Source organism: Streptomyces sp. NPDC020780, from assembly GCF_044334475.1.
Classification (GTDB): Bacteria; Actinomycetota; Actinomycetes; order Streptomycetales; family Streptomycetaceae; genus Streptomyces.
In genome coordinates this window covers 330,186-350,893 of the sequence record NZ_JBIRTB010000004.1, presented here as the reverse complement: position 1 = coordinate 350,893, position 20,708 = coordinate 330,186, and the positions used below count along the sequence as shown (strand labels likewise).

The following is a 20,708-nucleotide window of genomic DNA, read 5'->3' as shown; positions in this document are numbered from 1 at the left end:
GCCATGTCAGCCGAGAGGCCGGCCGCACCGCAGGTTCCACCGTCCCGCCCGGCCGCTGAGTTCGGTGAGGCTGAGCGGCGCCACGTCCAGTCGCCAGAACGCCGTCACGGGGAGGGCCAGGGCGTGGACCACCGCGGCGCGCACGACGGCGGGTTCGACCACGGCCAGCACCCGGCTCCCGGCCCCGGCCGCCGCGCTCCCCGGCACGTGGACCGCCCCGGCGGCGGTCGCGTCGAGGACTTCTCCGACACGGGCGGTCAACTCCAGCAGCGACTCCCCGCCGTGCGGAACGGCAGAGGGGTCGGCCAGCCACTCGGACACCGCCTCCGGCTCCGCGGCGCTGACCTCCGACAGCCGCCGCCCGCTCCAGCGGCCCATGTCCCAGTCCCCGAGCCGGGGTTCCGCACGGGCGGCGAGCCCGAGGGCTTCGGCTGTCTGCCGGCACGGCTCGGAGGGGCCGTACGCGTACAGATCGGCGGCGGGCACCTCGCCGGCCGCCGCGGCCGCCGCCCGGCGCATCCCGGCCGCGTCCAACGGGGCGTCGTGCGCGAAGCGCGCCTCGCGTACCCCCGAGTTCAGGGCCGGTGCGATCAGCATCACCCGAACCGTCATCCTCCGGCTCCCCTCCTCGAACAGCGGCCGCACAGCCATCTCGCCCCAGGGGACCACAGGCGGCATCACCCGCCATTCGCGGCCCACGCACCGTGGCGGGGGCGGACTCGCAGGCGGTATGGTCACGGCAACCACGACGAAGGTGTGACGGAAGCCCGGTGAGAGTCCGGCACGGTCGCGCCACTGTGTACCCGTATCGCTGCGGGAAGTCAGACCCGGCATCTTCGTCTCAGGCACCACGACAGGGACGCGTGTTCCCGCAGGAGGTTCTGCCATGGCTCAGTCAGCCGCCCCCACCACCGTCGCACCCGCCATCACCCCCATCTCGGCCAGGGCCATCGCCCCCTGGGCCGTCTTCTTCGGCATCCTGATGCTCGTCCTGCTCTACTTCGTCGGCGCCGAACAGGGGGCCACCGCGGTCATCTCGGGCGAGGCCGTGCACGAATGGGTCCACGACGGCCGGCACCTGCTCGGATTCCCCTGCCACTGAGAACCGGCGGCCCAGGGGAACGTCTCATGAACTCCGTACCGGTCCGAGCCCTGCTCGTCCGCGGCATGATCGCCGGCCTTCTGGCCGGAGTGCTCGCCCTTGCCGTGGCCTACTTCCTCGGCGAGTCCCACGTGGACGCCGCCATAGCCCTGGAGGAGTCGCACGCCCACACCCACACACACGAACACGGCGAGGAACTGGTCAGCCGTACCACGCAGGCCACCGGCGGGCTCGCCACCGGCGTCCTGGTCTTCGCCGTCGCCGTCGGCGGCATCGCGGCACTCGTCTTCTGCTACGCCCTGGGCCGGATCGGCGCCTTCGGGGCCAGGGCCACGGCCGCACTGATCGCCGGAGCGGCCCTCCTGACGGTGTACGTCGTGCCGTTCCTCAAGTACCCCGCCAATCCGCCGGCCGTCGGCGACCCCGACACGATCGGGCAGCGCACCGGGCTCTTCTTCCTGATGATCGCCCTCAGTGTCCTGCTGGCGGTCGCGGCCGTCCTCGGGGGCAGGCGCCTCGCCCAGCGGCTCGGCAACTGGAACGCGACCGTCGCCGCCGGTACGGGCTACGTCCTGGCGATCGGGCTCGCATACGCCTTCCTGCCCTCGTTCGACGAGGTCGGCACGGACTTCCCGGCCACCCTGCTGTGGCAGTTCCGGCTGTCCACACTGGCCGTCCAGGCCACGCTGTGGACCGCTTTCGGCCTTGTCTTCGGCTACCTCACGGAGCGGTTGCTGGGGGCGGGGGCGGCGGGTACGGCAGCCCGTCCGGTCCCACGCGGGGCCGGGGCCGGGGCGGGCTGAGGAGCCGCGCTGACGGTTGAGGACTGTTCGCGGACGCACCGATCGCGGACCTGGAGATCGCGGATGCCCTGCTCGCGGACGCAGAGATCGCCGGAGCCTCGAGCGTGGGCGTCCGCACGACGAGGGGTCCGCCGGGAATACCCGGCGGACCCCTCCGTCACGGTGGTTCCAGCGGTGCCGCGTTCTGGGTCGCGTCGGCTGCTGTGACCGCCCGGCCGGGCCGGGAGTGGGAAATGCCCGGTTCGCAGTGGCCGCGCGTCCGGTCGGGAAGCCGCCACATGTCCGGTCCTGGTGCCGCCGCGTGTCCGGTCTGTGGGGCATGGCGTGTCCGGTCCGGCATGTCTGTCCGCCCCGTCGCGTCCGGGCTGCGTCTGCCGACTCCGCCGAGTCGCCGCGTCTGCCGCTCGCGCAGAGTTGCCGCGCCTGCCGCTTCCAGTGCCGTCGCCGTTCACCGTAGGTGCGTGATCGGACCCCATTCGACGCGGTAGTGCTTCAGCCGGTCGTCGACGGCGACCAGCCGCATGCCGGCGGATGCCATGACCCGGTGTGACCCGATGTTGTCGAGATCGGCGTCACCCTTCACCGAGACGACTCCCTGCGAACGCGCGAACGCGAGCAGCGCCCTGAGGGCTTCGGAGGCGTAACCGCGTCCCCGCGCTGAGTGGACCAAGCCGTACCCCACGGTGACCTGGCCGGCCGCGTCCGGCCGGCCGTGGAAGCCCGCGCCACCGATCGCCAGCCCGTTCGAGCGGAGGCGTATCTCGTAGGGGCCGAACGGCTGGGAGCCGCCGATGCCCTCACAGGTCTCCAGGAACCGGTGCGCCCCGTACCGGTCGCCGGCGGTCGGATAGCCCGGCGCCCACTTCGCTCCGGCCGGTGGTTTCTTCTCGTCGCCGTGCTCCACAGCCGCGGCCTCGGCAGCGGTCAGCGGGTGCAGGATCAGGCGGGTGGTCGAGAGGTTGTCCATGCCTGCCGGAATACCATCTGCGAGGGGGCAGGCGCACCCGGGTCTTCCCTGCCGGTCTCTCCTGCCGAGCCGGAAGGTGATCCCGCTCCACGCCTGGTCACGGATGCCGACTGCACGAGGCCGGCGTCGCTGCTCCAGGCATGACGCGCCGCGGGGCATGGCCGAGGTCGTGTCCCGGCCGACCCCGCCCGCCGGATCGACGGCCAGGTGCCGCGGGCCGGCGCCGTCGTCCGATGGCTGCGGCCCGACAGCCCGGCCACCTCGTCGCCCCGCCTGCCACCGTGAGCTCGGCCGCCGGGGTGGCTCCGGCCACGTCCGGGAGGAGGCGGACACTGCCGGACCGTGACAGGGCGGCGGGGGAGGAGGCTCGGCCTCCACCCCCGCCGTGAACCTGTCAGCGCTCGGACGGCCCCCGAAGGTGCGCGTCCGGGCCGAAGTCGCCGGTCATGGCGGCGGCGATCCGCAGGTACGCCGCCGCCTCCGCCTGCCTGCCCTGTCGCTCGAGGGTGCGCCCCAGCATGAGCTGCGCGTAGTCCTCGACAGGGTTCAGCCTCAGCACCTCACGCAGCTCCGTCTCGGCCTTCGTGAGCCGCGCCGAGTGGTAGTAGGCACGTGCCAGCAGCAGACGCGGCGCGACCTGCTCCGGGGCCTCCTCGACCAGCCCGCCGAGGATGCGCGCGGCGGTGAGGTACTCCTTCGCCTCGAAGAACAACTGCGCCCGGTCCCAGCGGTCGGCGGGGGTACCGAACTCGTAGTACGTCTCGCTCACTTCTCCTCCTCGGCCATCATGTCCAGCACACCCGTCAACCGGAGGGCATAGTTTAATATTCCACTAAATTCTTGGCGTGGGGACCGTTGCTCCGCGTCCGCACGGGAATAGGTTGAACGCCATGAGTAATCTCGATCGTCAGGCCGCGCTCTCCGTCTGTGGCGGCCGGGGGTTCGTCGTCGCCGAACCGGTGCGTGAACTCCTCACCCCACGCCACGTGCAGCTCGGCGAGTCCACCGAGGTCCGCAGGCTGCTGCCCAACCTGGGACGCCGCATGGTCGGCGCGTGGGCGTTCGTGGACCACTACGGCCCCGACGACATCGCCGACGAGCCCGGCATGCAGGTGCCGCCGCATCCCCACATGGGCCTGCAGACGGTCAGCTGGCTCCATGACGGCGAAGTTCTCCACCGGGACAGCCTGGGCAGCCTCCGTACCATCCGGCCGAAGGAGCTGGGCCTGATGACCTCGGGCCGGGCCATCAGTCACTCCGAGGAGAGCCCGAAGCCGCACGCCAGGTTCCTGCACGGCGCCCAGCTCTGGGTGGCCCTGCCCGACGCCGACCGCAACGTCGAACCGCACTTCCAGCACCACACCGACCTCCCCACGGTCACGGCGCCGGGCCTGGAAGCCACGGTGATCCTCGGTGAACTCGACGGCGCCAGGTCGCCCGGCACGGCCTACACCCCGATCGTCGGCGCCGACCTGGCCCTGACCTGCGGCGCCGAGGCCCGGCTGCCCCTGGACCCCGACTTCGAGTACGCGGTGCTGTCGATGTCGGGTGAGGCCGAGGTGGACGGTGTGCCGGTGCTCCCCGGTTCCATGCTCTACCTCGGCTGCGGGCGCTCCGAGCTGCCGCTGCGGGCGGGCTCGGACGCGGGCCTGATGCTCCTCGGCGGCGAGCCGTTCGAGGAGGAGATCGTGATGTGGTGGAACTTCGTGGGGCGTTCGCACGAGGAGATCGAACAGGCCCGAACGGACTGGATGACCAGCACACGGTTCGGGGAGGTGGAGGGGTACGACGGAGGTCGGCTGCCCGCTCCTGAACTGCCGCCCGTGGCGCTCAAGCCGCGCGGAAGGGTGCGCTGACCCGCACCCTCGCCCGGCGCAGCCTCACATCATCAAAAAGGACGAGGGCCGACTACGCCGAAGCCCTCGGGACGGACGGAGCTTGCAGCGTCGGTCGCCCTCCCGGGTGATGATCAGCATGGGGACCCACTCCACGCGTGCGTGCGGCAGGTCGATTGCGGCAGGATGGGTGACCAACGAGGCCCCCGAGCAACGTGATTGAGACGTCAGATAGTCGTGCGGCTCTCCTGCCGCCTTCAGCTGGTGGAGGAGGGAATCAGCCGCAGTCCCGTCGTCGTGATGGCCGCCCCGGTTACGTCCGAGATCGAAGCCGGCTCTTCCCTCAGGCAGCACGGTGAGGCGTCGTACGCGGGACCGGGTCCGTGCATGACGCCTCACCTGTTCAGGACATCAGCCCCTGACGGGGCCGCCGTTGATGGCGACGCGCCGGCCGTAGCGGGCGTAGGGGTAGTAGTCGTACGTCGCATGGTGCTGGACGCACCGGTTGTCCCAGAAGACGAGCGTGCCGGGGGTCCAGCGGACGCGGCAGTGCAGGACCGGCCGACGGGCGATGATGTCGAAGAGCAGGTCGAGCAGAGCCCGGCTCTCGTCGGCGGAGAGTTGCGGGATGCGGCTGGTGTAGGCCTTGTTCACGTAGAGCAGTTTGCGGTCGGTCTCCGGGTGCCGGGCGATGAGAGGGTGCTCGCTCCTGGGGATGACGTAGTCCGCGGGTGGCGTGTACCCCGCCAGAGCCTGCGCCCCGTCGTGTATGGCGGTCAGCGGGTCCAGCAGGGCGCGCATCGCCGGTGAGAGCATGCTGTAGGCGAGGTGCATATTGGCGAAGAGCGTGTCACCGCCGCATCCGGGCTCGGGTGTCTCGGTGATGTAGAGCATCGAGCCCAGCGACGGTTCGGCGTCGGCGGTGCCGTCCGCGTGCCAGCCGTTACCCGCCACGTCCGCCGCGGCCGACGTCGTGCGGATCTCCAGGATGCACGGATCGCCGCCGGGTGGCGGCGGGTTGACGGGTCGCGGTTCGCCGAAGGCGGCGGCAAAGCGCTTGTGGTGCTCGGTGGTGATGCTTTGATCGCGGAAGACGAGGACGTGATGGTCGCGGAAGGCGGTCCGGATCTCTTTCAGTTGCTCCGCGGGGATTTCCTGCGACAGGTCGACGCCCGAGACTTCCGCTCCCAGAACGGGAGTGATCCGTTCGACGGTGAGCGTGCGGTAGGCGTGCACGGGACGCGTGGTCACCGCTTCCAATGCTTCGAGTTCGTATGACTCCATGCCATCCTCCAGAGGTGGGGCGGGGTTCACAGGTCAGTTGTCCCGCGGATACCGGCGGCACAGGGGGACGCCAGCGTCGACCTGATGGTCGCGGCCACCGTGTCCACGTGGGGTGCCGCGACGATGCCGTAGTGGTCCGTGGGCAGATAACTGCGTACGGCGGACGGGGGCAGGCAGTCCGTCCACTGCCCGTCCAGGTCCTGAGGGTCTGCGGGAGTGGGGATGCCCGCCGTGGGGTGTTCGGCCAGCCACAGATATGTGGGGACGGAGACGATCGGCCGTACGTGGTGTTCCCCAAGGCTGCGCAGGTTCGCACGGCAGCAGCGGGCCAGCCTCTCGGCGTACGCCCGTGCCTGCTCGGTCGGCAACGAGGAGGCCCCCGCGCCGAGTTCGGCGGCGAACACCTTTTCCAGGTGAGCCTCGGCGTAGGAGGTGACCAGTGCTCTTGCCTGGGGCGGTGGCGGATCCAGCAGGTAGAGCGCTTCCAGCGGCCGGCCGGCCGACTCGGCGAGGCCCGCCATCTCCATCGCCACGCGGGCGCCGTAGGACCATCCGGCCAGGTGAAGCCGGTGGGCCGGTCCGCCGAAGCGCTCACGCAGCGCAGCGTCGTAATGATGGGCCCGCTCGGCCAGTGACCACGCCGGCACTCCGGCATCGCGGAGTGCCGGATCGGCTATGAGACACACTGTCGGTGCGGTTCCGAGCGCCGCCACCAGCGAGCGGTAGGCCTGGATGTCTCCGCCCACGGGGTGCACCAGACACAGGACGGCCGAACCGGTTCCCTCCTGCCAGAGGTCGAGGACCACCCGGGAGGCACGTGCGGCCGTCTCAGTGGTGGGCCCGGCGCAGGTGAGGGCCGCCTCGATGTGTTTCAGGATCTCCGTGAGACTGACGCGGTGGCTGAAGGAGGCCAGGTCGACCTCGACGCCGTAGTCGTCCTCGATCCGGGCGACCAGGCTGATCAGTGTGAGGGAGTCGGCGCCCAGGTCGTAGAGGGAGTCCTCGGGATCCAGCTCGTCCACGCCCAGCAGGTCCTTGACCATCCCGGCCATGGCGTCCGCTCGCTCCCTTGAACCGCCGGCGAAGGCGCCCTCTTCTCCCTCTGCCGGGTGCACCGATCCGGAGCGTGAGGGCCGGGCCGCGGTCCCGGCAGGTGCGTAGAAGGCCCGTGAGGCATCGATGTCGGTGGTGGACACGAGGAGGTGAGGGAGTTGCAGGGCCAGGGCGTGGGCGAAGACCGCTTTGCCCTCTTCGACGGTCAGCCCGACTGCGAGGTGCGCCTGATGGCGGCTGTCCGTGTTCAGAACCCGGGTCGCCATTCCGGTCTCGCGCCAGATGTCCCAGCCGATGCCGATCCGGACGGTCGTCTCCGTGTCGGAGGCCCGGTGGTGGGCGAATCCGTCGAGGAGACTCGCGCCGGCGGCGTAGTCGCTCTGGCCGACGCCGCCGAGCAGGGCGGACATCGAGGAGCAGTAGACCGCGATCTCCGGGCGGAAGGCTTCGATCAGGTGCTCGACGACGAGTGCCCCTCTCTCGCGGACCGCGGCGGCGTCGCGCATCGCAGCGGCGTCACGTCGTACGAGCAGCCCGCCGTGTCCGAGACCGGCCGCGTGGACTACTCCGTCCAGCCGTGACGTGTGGGCGGCGACGACCTCCGCCACTTCGTGGACGGACAGGGCCGCGAGATCCGCCGGGACGAGGCCGACGCGGTCGCGCCATCCGCTCAACTCCTCGGGCAGCCGTGGGTCTCTCGACAGCAACAGGACCCGTCCGCCGGTGTGTTCGAGCAGCCAGGCGGCGACGGCGCGGCCTATGCCGCCCGTGCCGCCGAGCACCAGGTGGACGCTGTCAGCTCCGGCCGGGACGAGGGGCGGCGTACCCGCCGGCTCCGATACCGCTGTCGTGCCCTGCCGCCACCAGTAGCCCTGGCGCAGCGCGAGCTGACGCGGTAGGGCCGGCCCGCCGCGATGAGCGTCCTCATGTGTCTCGGCGACGATCGAGGCCACGTGTCCGGCCCAGCGGGTGAGGTCGCCGTCGGGGAGGTCGAGCCAGTGGCCGTGCAGGACGGACTCCTGATGGGCGACCTCGACCGTCCCGGCGAGGAGCGCCAGTTCAGGTCGGTCCACCGTCCCCGTCACAGGCCTGGCGCCGTACGACAGCCACCACACCCGAGGGGAGCCGGTTCGCCCGGTCAGCGCCTGGGCCAGGGCCGCCGTGCTGTCGACGCAGGTGTGACGGGCGTGTTCCAGGGTGCCGGGACCGACCGGCCCTGTCACGTCGAAGGGCAGGGCGTGCACCCACGCCATGTCGGCACAGGCTGGGACGCCGTCCTCGGACAGCGCGTCCAGCAACCGGCGCAGGGACGCCGGATCGGCAGGGTCCACGTCGTAGGCGTCCGGTCCTCTGCGGGCGAAGGCGCCTGCCGTGCGCACCCGTATCACTCGCCGTGCCACCGCTGTGAAGGGGGCGAGTGCTGTTCGCGGGGTGTTCTCGGAGGCTACGACGACCACGGTGGGCGCGCGGCCGGCCCGCACGGTGGTGTCCGCGACGACGGCACGGCGCAGCCGGACCCAGTGCGGTTGGTGCAGCCAGTTCTCGCGTGACAGCCGCCGGGGTGTGGCGGCCGGAGCCTCGCGCGGCTCCTCGGGCGGTCGGCCGAAGTCGTATTCCGCCAAGGAGAAGGACGGGGGCGGGAAGTCCCAGGGCGCCGGTGCGGAGCCTGCGCCCCAGTCGACGGAGTGCCCGGCGGCCCAGTCCTCGGCGAGCTCCTGGGCCGTGCGACCGGCCGCGGAGACCGTTACGGCGTCCGGGTCCGCGGTCCCGGGCGGCATCTCTCCTGTGGCCACCGCGCGCAGCCACCGCACGGCCGCGGCGGCGTCCGTCGCGGTTGCCGCCGTCCGCAGACGGTGAGCGACCCGCCCGGCCTGAAGATGACGCAGAACCAGCTCGTGCTGGTTCGGGCGCAGTTGAAGATAGTCGGCGATCCGAGCGGCGTCGGAGGCGAGGGCGTTCGCGCTGGAGGCCGACAGCACGAGGCACGTGGGCACCTCGCGTGCCGCCACTGGTCCGGGCGCGGTGTCCTGCTCCACGATGACGTGGGCATTGGTGCCGCCGATCCCGAAGCTGCTGACCGCGGCGACCCGTTCGCGTCCCCCGGGCCAGGGCGTGGCCTCGGCCGGGACGTAGAAGGGAGTGGGATCGGGACCGATCTCCGGGTTGAAGGCGCGGAAGTTGAGATGGGGCGGGAGCGTTCCGTGGTGCACGGCGAGGACTGCGCGTACGAGGCCCACCACGCCGGCGGCCGCGCCCAGGTGGCCGAGCTGGCTCTTGACGGAGCTCAGAGCACAGCGGCCGGACTCGCTGACGTCGAACGCCTGCCGTAGCGCCCCCACTTCGATCGGGTCGCCCAGCCGGGTCCCGGTGCCGTGGGCTTCCACGTAGCCGAGGTCGGCGCCCGTGCGTCCGGCGCGGGCCAAGGCGGTCCGGATCACCTCGCGCTGTCCGGCCAGTGACGGCGCGGTGTAACTCATCTTGGCCGCACCGTCGTTGTTGATCGCGGAGCCTGTGATCAGTGCGTAGACGGTGTCGCCGTCGTGCCGAGCCTGCCGCAGCGTCTTGAGTACCACGACACCGACGCCGCTCGCGCCGACCGTGCCGGTGGCGTCGTCGCTGAAGGGGCGGCAGTCGCCGTCCGCGGAGAAGATGTGCTGCGGGCGGTAGCGGTAGCCGCCGGTCAGCCCGGGGTCGATGAGTACTCCTCCGGCGAGCATGACGTCGGCTTCTCCCTGCCGGAGCAGCCCGGCGGCGAGGTGCACGGCGACCAGAGAGCTGGAGCAGGCGGTCTGGGCACTGAAGGCGGGGCCGGTCAGCCCGAGGTGGTACGCCACCTTGGTGGCCAGGAAGTCCTTCTCATGGTGCAGGGCGAGCTGGAAGCCGTCGGGCAGGCGCTCGGGGTCTGCCTCGCGCAGCAGGGACTGGAAGTAGGTGTTCTCCCCTGCGCCGGCCACCAGGCCCACCCGGGCTGCCGAGGTGTCCGCCACTCCGGCGTGTGCCAGAGCCTGCACCCCGGCCATCAGCAGGTGCCTCTGCTGGGGGTCCATCAGACGGGCCTCCTGCGGACTGATGCCGAAGTGGCCCGGGTCGAAGTCGAGCATGCCGTCGAGCGTGCTGTGCGCACCGACGACTCCTTCCGGCGCGTCGATGCGGCGGATTCCGGTGGCGCCGGAGACCACGAGTTCCCAGAAGGCGGCCAGGTCCGGGGCGCCGGGTACCCGTACCGCCATGCCGACGACCGCGATCGGCTCGTTGGGGCCGGTGGCACCGTTGTCCTTCTCGGCCGACGGGGTGACTGGCTGCGGGTCGGTGAGATGGCGGGCCAGGGAGCGGACGGTGACGTGCTCGAACAGGTCCGCGACACTGAAGCGCAGACCGAGCGCCGTGGTGCAGCGCAGGTGGAAGCGCATCAGGGCGAGACTGGAGGCCCCGGCCTCGAAGAAGGTCTGGTCCGGTGCGATCGACGACCCGGTGACCTCCTCGAAGGCGGTGGTGAGGCGTTCCTCCGAGGCCGACAGGCCCGTGCGGGCGATCGCGGAACGACGTATCTCTTCCCCCGGTGCCCGGACGACCGCCTGCCGGTCCAGCTTGCCGCTGGGCGTGCGGGGAAGCCTCTGCAGCCTGCGGAAGCGGTCCACGCGTACGTAGGACGGCAGAAGGACCGACAGATGCGCGGTCAGGTCGTCGGCGGACGGTGCTTCGCCACGGATTTCCAGGCCGGCCGTCAACCGGTCTCCCTCCCGTGCGACGACCGCGTTGACGACCGCCGGATGGCGCAGCAGGGCCGCCTCGACGGAGCCGAGTTCAAGCCGGTGCCCGCTCAGTTTGATCTGCTGGTCGTCGCGGCCCGCGTGGTGCAGCAGGCCCGCCCGGTCGAAGAACGCCAGGTCACCGCTGCGGTAGAACAGGCCCGCGCCGGGGAGTTCGACGAAACGGGTGTCGTCGGGTGCGGTTTCGTCGAGGTAGCAGCGGGTGGCCATGGTGCCGCCGATCAGCAGTTCGCCGGTGCACCCGGCCGGGACCGGGTCGCCCTGGGCGTCCACCACGCGCAGATCGGCGCCTGCCACCGGGTGTCCGATGGCGGGCCGCTCGGGCCATTGCTCGGGATCTCCCTCCAGGCACAGGGCGCTGACCACATGTGTCTCGGTCGGCCCGTAGTGGTTGAACAGGCGCGCGCCGGGAAGACCGGCGAACCAACGCCGGATGCTGTCGGTGCACACCAGCTGTTCACCCGCGGTGACCACGTCGCGCAGCCGGGAGGGATACCTGTTCAGGCGGACGGCGTACTCGGCGAGCAGGTGCAGGGCCACGTAGGGCATGAAGATCCGCTCGGCGCCCGTGGATTCCAGCCGGTCCAGGAGCGCGGGCGCGTCCTGACGCCACTCGGGCCGTACGAGATGGAGGCTGCCACCTGTGCACAGTGTCCCGAAGATCTCCTGGAAGGACACGTCGAACGCCAGCATCGAGAACTGCTGGGTGGCCGCGGGGCCGGTCAGGCCTCCGGGGCCGGACTGCCACCTGATCAGATCGCACAGAGTGCGGTCGTGGATCTGCACCCCCTTGGGGACGCCTGTGGAGCCGGAGGTGAACAGTGTGTACAGGGGGCGGGTGCCGTAGTGTCCTGTCGCTCCGGCCGTGCCCCGGTCATACGTGCGCTCGTCGTACGAGGCATTCGTGCCGTCGCCGTCGCCCGGTGAAGGGTCGGCGGGTGCGACGAGGTGCCGTGCCACCCCCTCCGGGAGCAGCGTGTCCAGCGCCTGCAGGCCGTCCTGTGTGGTCAGGACGCACAGCGGGTCGCTCTGTGCCAGTACGCGGCGCAGCAGGTCGGCGGGGTAGGAGGGGTCGAGGGGGACCGCGGTGACGTTCAGCCTTGCCAGTGCCAGCAGCGCCACCACGTGTTCGGCGGAGGGGGCCAGGTACAGGGCTGCCCTGCACGGGCTGTCGTCGGCCGGGATCGGGTAGCGGCCGGCCAGTTCCGTGGCGAGTGCTGCGGCACGGGCGTCGAGGGCCGCGTAGCTCAGGGTGACCCCGTCGGCCGTGACGACGGCGGGGGCCTCCGGGGCGAGGGCGACCTGCCGGCCGAAGCCTTCGGCGATCGTGGTGTAGCCGGGTGCCGGGGCGGGCCCACGCCCGTGCTCCGGAAGGGATCGCCGGTATCGCGCGACGAGTTCGCGAGCGGTGCAGCTGCCACCGGCCGCGAGCGCGTCCACGCCCCGCCGGAACAACTCCGCCATCGCCTCGACCTCCTCGCCGGTGAACCGGTCCTCGGCGTACTCCCACAGCACGTCGAGTCCGTTCGCATGCTCGACCACGGAGACCGTCATCGGGCACTTGGCCTCCGAGGCCGCCCACCACAGGGGTTGCTGGGCGCAGCCGGGCAGCCGCAGCGCCCCGAAGTCGGTGTTCTCCAGGACGAACAGGAAGTCGAACGGTGTGCTCTCGACCACCCCTTCCCAGCCGGTCAGCACGTGTGTGAGCGCCACGTCCTGGCGTTCCAGAACCTGCCCTGTGTCGGTTTTGGCGCGGGCAAGGTGTGAGCGCAGGTCCGCACCGGGCACGACGGTCAGGGGCAGCAGCACGGTGTTCGCCATCATGCCCGCGCTGTTCTCGAACTCGTGCACCGGGCGGCCCGCGACCGGAGCGGCGATGCGCGGGCGGACCAGGCCGGTCACGCCGTACAGGCACCAGGTGAACACGGTCAGCAGGACCTGGAACCGGGTCAGTCCGAACGCAGAGCACAGCTGGTCGACCTGGGCCCGCCGCAGGACGTCGAGCGATGTGTGCAGCAGGTGCGCCCGCGGTGCCGGGCCCGCCTCCCCGGCCGGCAGCGGCTCCTGCGGGTCCTCCAGATCCTGGTAGAACGAGAGCAGTGCGTCGCGCTGCACCCGGTAGGCCGTACTCGCGAACCGGTCACTCTGCCAGACGGCGAAGTCCAGCGGGGTCGGAGCGGGTTCCGCGGGCCGGGCGTCTTCGGCGTAGGCGGCCGACAGGTCGTGCAGCAGGATGCTCAACGACCAGCCGTCCACGGCGATGTGGTGCAGGTGCAGCAGGAGCGTGCCGCCGCCCTCACGTGGCAGCCAGCAGGCTCTGAGCATGCGGGGGACGGCGAGGTCGAACGGCTCGCTGAAGAAGGTGTCGGCGAAGGCGCGCGCTTCGTCCTCGTCCCAGCACTGCTGGGGGCCGGGCTCGTGCCAGGGGTCGTACGGCTCGCAGACGGTCTGCTCGAGCCCGTCCGGTCCCAGGCCGAAGCTCGTCCGCAGCGCCGCGTGGCGTACCACCAGACCGCGCAGGGCGCGCCGGAGGGCAGTGGCGTCGACAGGACCGTCCACGCGGTAGGCCTGGTTGACGGAGTAGGCCCGGGAGTCCGGAGTGCGGCGCTGTACCAGCCACAGCCGCTCCTGCTCGCTGGTCGCGGGCGCCGAGCGGGCACCGGAGACCACCGGCGCCCGCACGGCGCTCTCCTCACCCGAGGAGACCGTGACGAGGGACCGGGCGACGGCGGCCAGGTCGCCGTGGAGGACGGCCGCCGGGGTCAGCTCGCGGCCCCATCGCTGTCGTACGGCGAAACAGAACCGAAGCGCCTTCAACGAGTCACCGCCGCTGGCGATCCACCGGTCACCGAGCCCGAGGCCGGCGGCGCCGAGTATCTCCTCGGCCAGCTCGACGACCCGGCGCTCCGTCTCCGTCGCGGCCGGTCCTTCGGAGTCGGAGGAGGCGGGCCGCCAGGGCCGCTCGGCCTGCCGCAGCAGCGTGGCCTCGTCGACCTTTCCGTTGGCGTTGAGCGGCAGCCCGGCCACGCGATGGATCTGGTGCGGCCGCATGTAGGTGGGCAGGTGGGCCGTCAGGTGGCTGTCGAACTCCTCGTAGGACAGCTCCTGGCACAGGACGACGAACGCCAGCAGTTCGCTGGGCCCCTCCCGGCCGGCACGGCGGGTGCACACGTGGGCCCGCTGGACCGCCGGGTGGGTGAGAACGCGCCGTTCCACCTCACCGGGCTCGATCCTGAAGCCGCGGACCTTGACCTGGCGGTCGGTTCGTCCGACGTAGACCACCAGACCCTCGTCGTCGGCCCGTGCGAGGTCACCGGTGCGGTAGTGCAGCTGCTCGCCACCGTCGAGCCACGGCAGCCGTACGAAACGCCGCTCGGTCTCCTCGGTGAGGTTGCGGTATCCGGCGGCGAGTCCGGCTCCGCTGAGCAGGAGTTCGCCGACCTCACCGGGCGCGGCTACCCGCTCCTGGCCCGGTACGGCCAGGACCGCGCCGGTCTGCGGCAGCGGTCGGCCGATCGGCACCACGTCCCCGTCGAAGTCCTGCGGGATCGGATGGCACAGGGCGAAGGTGGTGGACTCCGTCGGCCCGTATGCGTTGAACAGACGCGTGCCGCTGTCGGCGTTGTCCCGGTACCAGCGACGCATCACCCGGGCGTCGAGCTGCTCACCGCCCACAAGGACCTCGCCGGCCGCGGCGAAGCAGTCCGGCACAGCCGTGACCACCGCGTTGAACAGCGACGTGGTCATGAAGACGGTGTCCACGCGTCCGTGCCGCAGGGCCGCGGCGAGCCGCTCGGGAGTCTGCACGTCCCCGTCGCTGAGGATCACGCAGCAGCCACCGGTCAGCAGGGGCACCCATACTTCGAAACTCAGCGCGTCGAAAGCCGGATTGGCCAGGCAGGAAAAGCGCCGACCAGGATCGACGCGGATGTAGCCCGGTTGTGCCAGTCGCCGGACTCCGGCGTCACGGACCTCGACTCCCTTGGGCTGCCCCGTTGTTCCGGACGTGTAGAACAGGAAGGACACCTCGCCGGGGACGGACGGTGCCTCTACCGCGCCGGCGGCGTCCACACATGCGGGAAGAAGGGTGTCCGCGGTGAGGGCCATCACGTCCTGCGGCAGCCCGGTGACACTCTCGGTCGTCTGACACACCAGGGCGACCGCGGCGGAATCCCCGAGGATGAAGTGGCGGCGTTCGGCAGGGCTCTGCGTGTCGAGCGGTACGACCTGCGCACCCAGCCGCAGCACGCCCAGCATCACGCAGACCAGCCGCCACGACCGCGGCAGCGCCACCGCCACGGCCTGCCCCGCGGTGACGCCCTGGCGCCCCAGTTCCTGGGCGACTGCGGCGGCTGCCCTGTTCAAGGTCGCGTAGTCGAGGATGACGTCGCCATCGACCACCGCATCGGCGTGTGGTGTGAGAAGAGCCCGGCGGTGAATCTCATGGGCCGTCCCGGTAGGGGCGCCCACGTGTTCGGCCACGTCGGTGGGGGATGTCTCGACGCGCGGTTTCATCGTGCCTCCGACGTGCCTGAAGGTGTGGTGCGTTTCGTCTCGCCCTGACCGGGTCCGGTGGTCAGCCGGTCCAGTTCTGCGGTGAGGACGGCGGCGACGCGGGGTAGTTCGTCGCTCTCCAACATGTCCCAGTGACCGCAGGCGACCGGCTCGACCACGAACTCACCGTTGACACGACGCCGCCAGAACGCGCGTACTCGAGCGGCAGCACCCTCGACGTCCGCGTCCTCCACGACCGTCGCCTGCATCAGTACGACACGGGCGGGTGAATCGGGTACGGCGTAGTCGCGCGTCGTCTCGCGATGGTGGTTGTACACGTTCAGGTACCGGGCCACCTGGTCGTCGTCGATACCCGGGTACATGCCGTTGAAGCGCACCAGTTTCTCCCTGAACTCCTCCATGCCGACCGGCGCGATCGCGGTGCGCTGCTCGTCGTCCTCGGCACCGTGGGTGTCGAGGAGGACCACGCTGACCTTTCCGTGTCCGGCCGCCATCATGCTGCGGCCCATCTCGTAGGCGATCAAACCGCCGTAGGAGAGCCCGCACAGCACCACTGCCTCGTCGGGACGGGGGTCGACGAGCCGCAGATATTCCTCGGCCATCGCCTCGATACCGGGCAGGGTGGATTCGCCGGGATTGATGCCGGGCGCCTGGAGCCCCACCACGCCGACCTCGTCGGGCAGTTCGGTGGACAGTGGCAGGTAGCAGAACGCGGTTCCGCCGGCGGGGTGCACACACACCACGCGCTGTCCGCTGCCGCCCGCCCGCAATTCGACCAGGCTGCTGAGTTCCGAGGACTGCGCGGCCTCCCCGCCGCCCGTGCGCACCCGCTCGGCGAGCGTCTCGATGGTGGGGTGCAGCATGACGGCCCGGACGGGCAGGACGACGCCGAGTTCCTCCTGGACCGCGGACGCCATCTTGATCGCCGAAATCGACGTGCCGCCCAGTTCGAAGAAGTTGTCACCTATGCCGATGTCCGGGTGCAGCAGCACCTCGCGCCACACCCGGTACAGCGCCATCTCGACATGGTCGCGGGGTGCGGCCGCGTTGACCCGCCCCGCACGGGTGGCGGTCGCGACGCGCAGCACCTCCGCCCGGTCCACCTTGCCGCTGCGGTTCAACGGAAGTCGCGGGAACTCTGCCACCACGGCGGGGATCATGTAGTCGGGCAGACGGTCCTTGAGGGCCGCACGCCACTCGTACGGCATCCGCGCACCTTCGGCGTCACAGCCCACGCCGGCGACGAGGTGGGGGCCGCCGGGAGTGTCGCGATCGGCCAGGACGACGGCCTCCCGCACACCTGGGACCGCCAGCAGTGCCGCCTCGACCTCGCCGGGTTCGACACGGAAGCCGCGCAGCTTGAGCTGGTCGTCGCGGCGGCCGACGTACTCGGCGTTGCCGTCCGGCAGCCAACGCGCCAGGTCGCCGGTGCGGTAGAGGCGTTCACCGGGGACGAACGGGTCGGGCACGAAGAGTTCGTCGGTGAGGGCGGGGCTGTTCAGATATCCACGGGCCAGACTCGCTCCACCGAGGTAGACCTCCGCGGGAACTCCCACGGGTACCGGGCGCATCCGGTCGTCGAGCAGGTAGAGGCGCGTGCCACGCAGCGGCCGTCCGATGGGACACGGCCGCTCGTACGGCTGTGGGTCGGTGTAGGCAGTGGAGTAGAGCGTGGCCTCGGTCGGGCCGTAACCGAAGCAGATGCGCAGGGAGGGCAGCAGCTCGCGCATGCGGTGCAGGGTGCTCTCGGGCAGGGATTCCACTCCGGTGAGGAGCTGACGCAGGCTGGATCCGGCCAGGCGTGTGGCAGGATCCTCGCCGATCCACAGGACGTAGGAGGGAGGCAGGAACGCCTGGACGACCCTGCGTTCGCGCATCCATTCCATCAAAGCCCGCGGGTCTCCGCGTAGTTCGTCGGGAACCAGGTGGAGCACGCCGCCGGTGGTCAACGGGACCAGGAGTTCGTGCACCGACGCGTCGAAGCCGATGCTCGACCAGGCCGACGACGCCTCACCGGGGGCATCCCCCATGAGTTCATACCAGTGGTCGAGGAGATTGACGACGCTGCGGTGCGTCACCGCCACGCCTTTGGGGCGGCCCGTCGATCCCGAGGTGTAGATGACGTAGGCGAGCCGGGTCCGGTCCGCGTGGAGGGCAGGCGCCTCGTCGCGCGTCCCCTCCGCCTCCACCGTCGCCAGGGGTTCCCAGAGCTGTCCGTCGTCGTCCGCCGAGTCCTTCTGGTCGGTCAGGACGAGGACCGCTGCGGCGTCGCTCACCATGGCGGTGAGCCGCTCCGGAGGCTGGCCGGGGTCGAGGGGCAGATAGGCGGCTCCGGACTTCAGGATCCCGAGCACACCGATGACGAGTTCGGCCGAACGTCCGGCGTGCAGGCCCACCACGCGATCGGGACCGGCACCGCGCGCGATGAGCGCGTGGGCGAGGCGGTTGGCACGGCGGTCGAGTGTCGCGTAGTCCAGCTCCACCTCGTCGGCCATCACCGCACACTGCGCGGGTCGTTCGCGGACCTGCACGGCGAAGCGCTCCAGCACGCCCGGCGACTCGGGGCCGGTCACGGTGGGCCCTGTGCTGAAGGTGGCGAGGAGAACCTTCTGCTCGTCCTCGTCCAGCAGCGTCAGGTCGGCGATCTCGGCGTCGGGTCGCTCGGTCATCAGACGCAGTACGCGGAGGAACTGACGTACGTACCGCTCGATCGTCGTCCGGTCGAAGAGCGCCACCGCGTAGTCGATCTCCCCGGTGAGGCGTCGGCCCTCGTCGGCCAGGGCCAGGACCGTGTCGAACTTCGCCGGCACGTGGGCGGCGTCGTGCCGCAGCTCGACGTCCACGTGCGGAAGTTCGAGTTCCCTCCGCATGGAGGGAACCCAGGCGAACATGGTCTGGAACAGGGCCGTGTAGGCGGGACTCCGCGGTGGGTTGACCAGTTCGACGACTCGCTCGAAGGGGAGATCGACGTGCCTCAGGGCGTCCCGGATCCGCTGGTTCACCTGCTTCAGGACATCCTTGACACTGGGTGAGCCGGAGAGGTCCGTGCGCAGGGCGAGGGTGTTGACGAAGAAACCGATCAGACCCTCCACGTCACCGCGCCGGCGGTTCGACGTGGGGGCGCCCACCACGATGTCCTCCTGCCCGGAAAGCAAGGACAGCAGTACGGACCAGCCGGTGAGGACGGTCGCGTAGAGGGTGACATCGTTGTCCGAGGCCAGTGTGCGCAGGGCCCGCGTGAGGCTCTCGTCGACAGTCACCGGCAACCGGGCGCCGCGGAAGTCCTGTTCGGGCGGGCGGGGCCGGTCGGTGGGCAGGGAGACCACAGCCGGTGTCGCGGCCAGTGCGGAGGTCCAGTAGTCGGCCTGGGAGACCGGCTCGTCTCCGGACATCCACTCCCACTGCCAGCGCGTGTAGTCGCTGTACTGCCACATCAGTTCGGGCAGCGAGACCTTCTGCCCCTGTTGAAGCGCGGAGTACACCTGGCCCAGCTCCTTCAGCAGCAAGGACCGGGACCAGCCGTCGAAAACGATGTGATGAACCGTCAGGATTATTACGTGATGGTCCGGTCGGAGCGCCACCAGGCAGCCGCGCGCCATGGGCTCCTCGCCCAGGCGGAAGGGGGCGCCCTCCACCTCCCGCCGTATGCGCGTGAGCCGTTCGGCCGCGTCGGGCAGTCCCGTCAGATCCTCGAAGGTCACCGGGAACCGCGTGTCCGGCGGATCGACCACCTGAAGTGCCGTCCCCTCCGAGGGGACCAGCCGGGTGCGCAGGGCCTCGTGCCGGGCCGCGAGCACATGAAGTGCCTCGACGAGCAGATCCCGGTCCAGTGGTCCCCGGAGATCGAAGGGCATGGGCTCGTTGTAGGCGGCGCTGGCCTCTCCGTCCATGCACGCCATGACCCACAGACGTTCCTGCGCCAGCGACAAAGGCGCGCAATTCTTCTCGTCACCGGAATGATTACTGGCTGCGTTGCGGGGTAAAGACACGAATTGTCCTTCACGAGAAAGAGAGCGCGACAAGAAGCAGTGGTGACGTTCCCCGGAGTCGCTGGAATGAAGTCCGGAACGTATACGCGTAAACAAGGTGCATTCTGAAAAAATGCCTACGCTTTCAGGACATTCGGCGGGATCCCGGTCGGTGCATTCGACTGAACGGCCTGCTCAGCGCTCCGTCCGTGCTGTGGTGGCGGACCATGCCGAGCGCTTCCCGGTGCAGGTCCCGAACCGGACTTGCGCGGACTCGGCGGAGTATGGCGCGGGCGTCCGGGAATCGTCACCTGTCTGCCCAGGCTCCGTAAAGTTGCGCGAGGTGTACGAGGAGTAACGGTTGCGTGCGCTTCTGTCCAATTCGGCCGTCCGTGCGGTGGCTCATTTGCGTTGATGCTATGTGGGCTCGGATTAGATGGTCAACCGTGACCAACGCCACACGCATTCAATGGCGGAATGCTGTTTACGCTCCGCGTGTGCATCAAGGGATCTGACCGAAGACCGCGGACTGCGGGGGACACGTTCGTGGGCCTCGCCCTGCCGCGCTCGGCCGACCGCGCGGTGGCCGGTATCGCCGTTGCCGGGGGCGCCCCGACGGCTGCCGCTGACTGCGCTCCGCCACCGCACCGGCCCGCTCGTCCCCGCCGTCCGGCAGCGCCCTTCAACTCGCCATTCGATCAAGGGGAAGAGGCTCAGCGTGTGACAACGTTGATCGCGGCGTCTGCGCACCTGTCCGACTCGCGGAGGGTCGGACAGGTGTGCACCATGAGAGTGAATGTGCGCCATCGTTTCCGGAGGTGAACCGTCATGGCTCTTCCTGTCGTACACAGCAGGCCCGGCCGAATCATGGACCGGCCTTTCCCCTCGCTGGGCTGGGGGGAACCGGCCTCGGTCGACGACTTCTTCGAACGGATGAACCGCTTCCTGGGGGCCGTCGGTGCCGAGGAAGCCGGCGATATGTGGTCGCCCCTTGCCGATCTGCACGAGACGGACGAAGCCTACGTGGTCGAGGCGGAACTGCCTGGAATCGACCGTGACGACATCGATGTCGAGCTCAGCGACCGGGAGCTGCGCATCACCGGGGAGTACAAAGTGCGCGAGCGCGAGGGCGTTCTGCGCCACAGCACGCGGCGTGCCGGCCACTTCGCGTTCCGGGCCCTGCTTCCGGCGGACGTCAAGGCCGACGAGGTCACGGCGGCTCTGTCCGACGGGGTTCTGACCGTCACCGTACCCAAGGCCAAGGCCGCCAAGGCGCACCATGTGGAGATCGATCAGGCCTGAGGGATGTCGGGCGCCGCCCGGCAGACCCCACTGACACCGGACCGGTACGGGGTCGGCCGAGCCCCGCCCGGTCCGGTGTCGACGACTTACGGCACCTGGGCAGGGGCGC

General features: G+C 70.5%; 10 protein-coding genes and 1 pseudogene. 4 read left to right on the top strand and 7 right to left on the bottom strand.

The features are described from left to right. Positions 1 to 6: 6 nt before the first annotated feature. Positions 7 to 612: a histidine phosphatase family protein gene (locus ACH4VO_RS10280; RefSeq protein WP_360990932.1), complete on the bottom strand. Its 606-nt coding sequence runs from the start codon at positions 610 to 612 to the stop codon at positions 7 to 9. Positions 613 to 886: 274 nt separating this feature from the next. Between ACH4VO_RS10280 and ACH4VO_RS10275 the strand changes: the two genes are divergently transcribed. Both ACH4VO_RS10275 and ACH4VO_RS10270 read left to right on the top strand, forming a co-directional pair. After that, positions 887 to 1,102, top strand: coding sequence for a CbtB-domain containing protein (locus ACH4VO_RS10275; RefSeq protein WP_360990934.1), 216 nt, complete (start codon positions 887 to 889; stop codon positions 1,100 to 1,102). Positions 1,103 to 1,128: 26 nt separating this feature from the next. Further along, positions 1,129 to 1,905 carry a CbtA family protein gene (locus tag ACH4VO_RS10270; protein WP_360990937.1) on the top strand — a complete coding sequence of 259 codons (777 nt, stop codon included), beginning with the start codon at positions 1,129 to 1,131 and terminating at the stop codon, positions 1,903 to 1,905. 448 nt (positions 1,906 to 2,353) lie between these two features. Here ACH4VO_RS10270 and ACH4VO_RS10265 read toward each other — a convergent pair whose 3' ends face one another. Then, positions 2,354 to 2,872 carry a GNAT family N-acetyltransferase gene (locus ACH4VO_RS10265; RefSeq protein ID WP_360990938.1) on the bottom strand — a complete coding sequence of 173 codons (519 nt, stop codon included), beginning with the start codon at positions 2,870 to 2,872 and terminating at the stop codon, positions 2,354 to 2,356. 394 nt (positions 2,873 to 3,266) lie between these two features. After that, positions 3,267 to 3,641 carry a tetratricopeptide repeat protein gene (locus ACH4VO_RS10260; RefSeq protein ID WP_360990940.1) on the bottom strand — a complete coding sequence of 125 codons (375 nt, stop codon included), beginning with the start codon at positions 3,639 to 3,641 and terminating at the stop codon, positions 3,267 to 3,269. Positions 3,642 to 3,762: 121 nt separating this feature from the next. Between ACH4VO_RS10260 and ACH4VO_RS10255 the strand changes: the two genes are divergently transcribed. Further along, positions 3,763 to 4,728 carry a pirin family protein gene (locus tag ACH4VO_RS10255; RefSeq protein WP_360990942.1) on the top strand — a complete coding sequence of 322 codons (966 nt, stop codon included), beginning with the start codon at positions 3,763 to 3,765 and terminating at the stop codon, positions 4,726 to 4,728. A gap of 66 nt (positions 4,729 to 4,794) precedes the next feature. Here ACH4VO_RS10255 and ACH4VO_RS10250 read toward each other — a convergent pair. The 4 genes and pseudogenes from ACH4VO_RS10250 to ACH4VO_RS10235 all read right to left on the bottom strand — a co-directional run. Beyond that, a pseudogene (locus tag ACH4VO_RS10250) lies at positions 4,795 to 4,905 on the bottom strand (IS5/IS1182 family transposase); the annotation flags it as partial. Between the two features lie 213 nt (positions 4,906 to 5,118). Then, positions 5,119 to 5,991: a TauD/TfdA family dioxygenase gene (locus ACH4VO_RS10245; protein ID WP_360990945.1), complete on the bottom strand. Its 873-nt coding sequence runs from the start codon at positions 5,989 to 5,991 to the stop codon at positions 5,119 to 5,121. Positions 5,992 to 6,017: 26 nt separating this feature from the next. After that, on the bottom strand, positions 6,018 to 15,329 hold the full coding sequence (locus tag ACH4VO_RS10240; protein WP_398440916.1) for an amino acid adenylation domain-containing protein: 9,312 nt from the start codon (positions 15,327 to 15,329) through the stop codon (positions 6,018 to 6,020). After that, positions 15,326 to 19,318, bottom strand: coding sequence for an amino acid adenylation domain-containing protein (locus ACH4VO_RS10235; RefSeq protein WP_360990948.1), 3,993 nt, complete (start codon positions 19,316 to 19,318; stop codon positions 15,326 to 15,328). Before ACH4VO_RS10235 ends, ACH4VO_RS10240 begins: the two co-directional genes overlap by 4 nt. An 807-nt stretch (positions 19,319 to 20,125) precedes the next feature. On the opposite strand from ACH4VO_RS10235, the gene ACH4VO_RS10230 reads away from it, so the two are divergent. Beyond that, positions 20,126 to 20,599: an Hsp20/alpha crystallin family protein gene (locus tag ACH4VO_RS10230; RefSeq protein ID WP_360990950.1), complete on the top strand. Its 474-nt coding sequence runs from the start codon at positions 20,126 to 20,128 to the stop codon at positions 20,597 to 20,599. Positions 20,600 to 20,708 lie beyond the last annotated feature (109 nt).

Excerpts from the sequence above, each read along its gene's own strand:
- ACH4VO_RS10280 (WP_360990932.1), bottom strand. The coding sequence starts at position 612 with ATGACGGTTCGGGTGATGCTGATCGCACCGGCCCTGAACTCGGGGGTA.
- ACH4VO_RS10265 (WP_360990938.1), bottom strand. The coding sequence starts at position 2,872 with ATGGACAACCTCTCGACCACCCGCCTGATCCTGCACCCGCTGACCGCT.
- ACH4VO_RS10255 (WP_360990942.1), top strand. The coding sequence starts at position 3,763 with ATGAGTAATCTCGATCGTCAGGCCGCGCTCTCCGTCTGTGGCGGCCGG.
- ACH4VO_RS10275 (WP_360990934.1), top strand. The coding sequence starts at position 887 with ATGGCTCAGTCAGCCGCCCCCACCACCGTCGCACCCGCCATCACCCCC.
- ACH4VO_RS10230 (WP_360990950.1), top strand. The coding sequence starts at position 20,126 with ATGGCTCTTCCTGTCGTACACAGCAGGCCCGGCCGAATCATGGACCGG.
- ACH4VO_RS10240 (WP_398440916.1), bottom strand. The coding sequence starts at position 15,329 with ATGAAACCGCGCGTCGAGACATCCCCCACCGACGTGGCCGAACACGTG.
- ACH4VO_RS10270 (WP_360990937.1), top strand. The coding sequence starts at position 1,129 with ATGAACTCCGTACCGGTCCGAGCCCTGCTCGTCCGCGGCATGATCGCC.
- ACH4VO_RS10245 (WP_360990945.1), bottom strand. The coding sequence starts at position 5,991 with ATGGAGTCATACGAACTCGAAGCATTGGAAGCGGTGACCACGCGTCCC.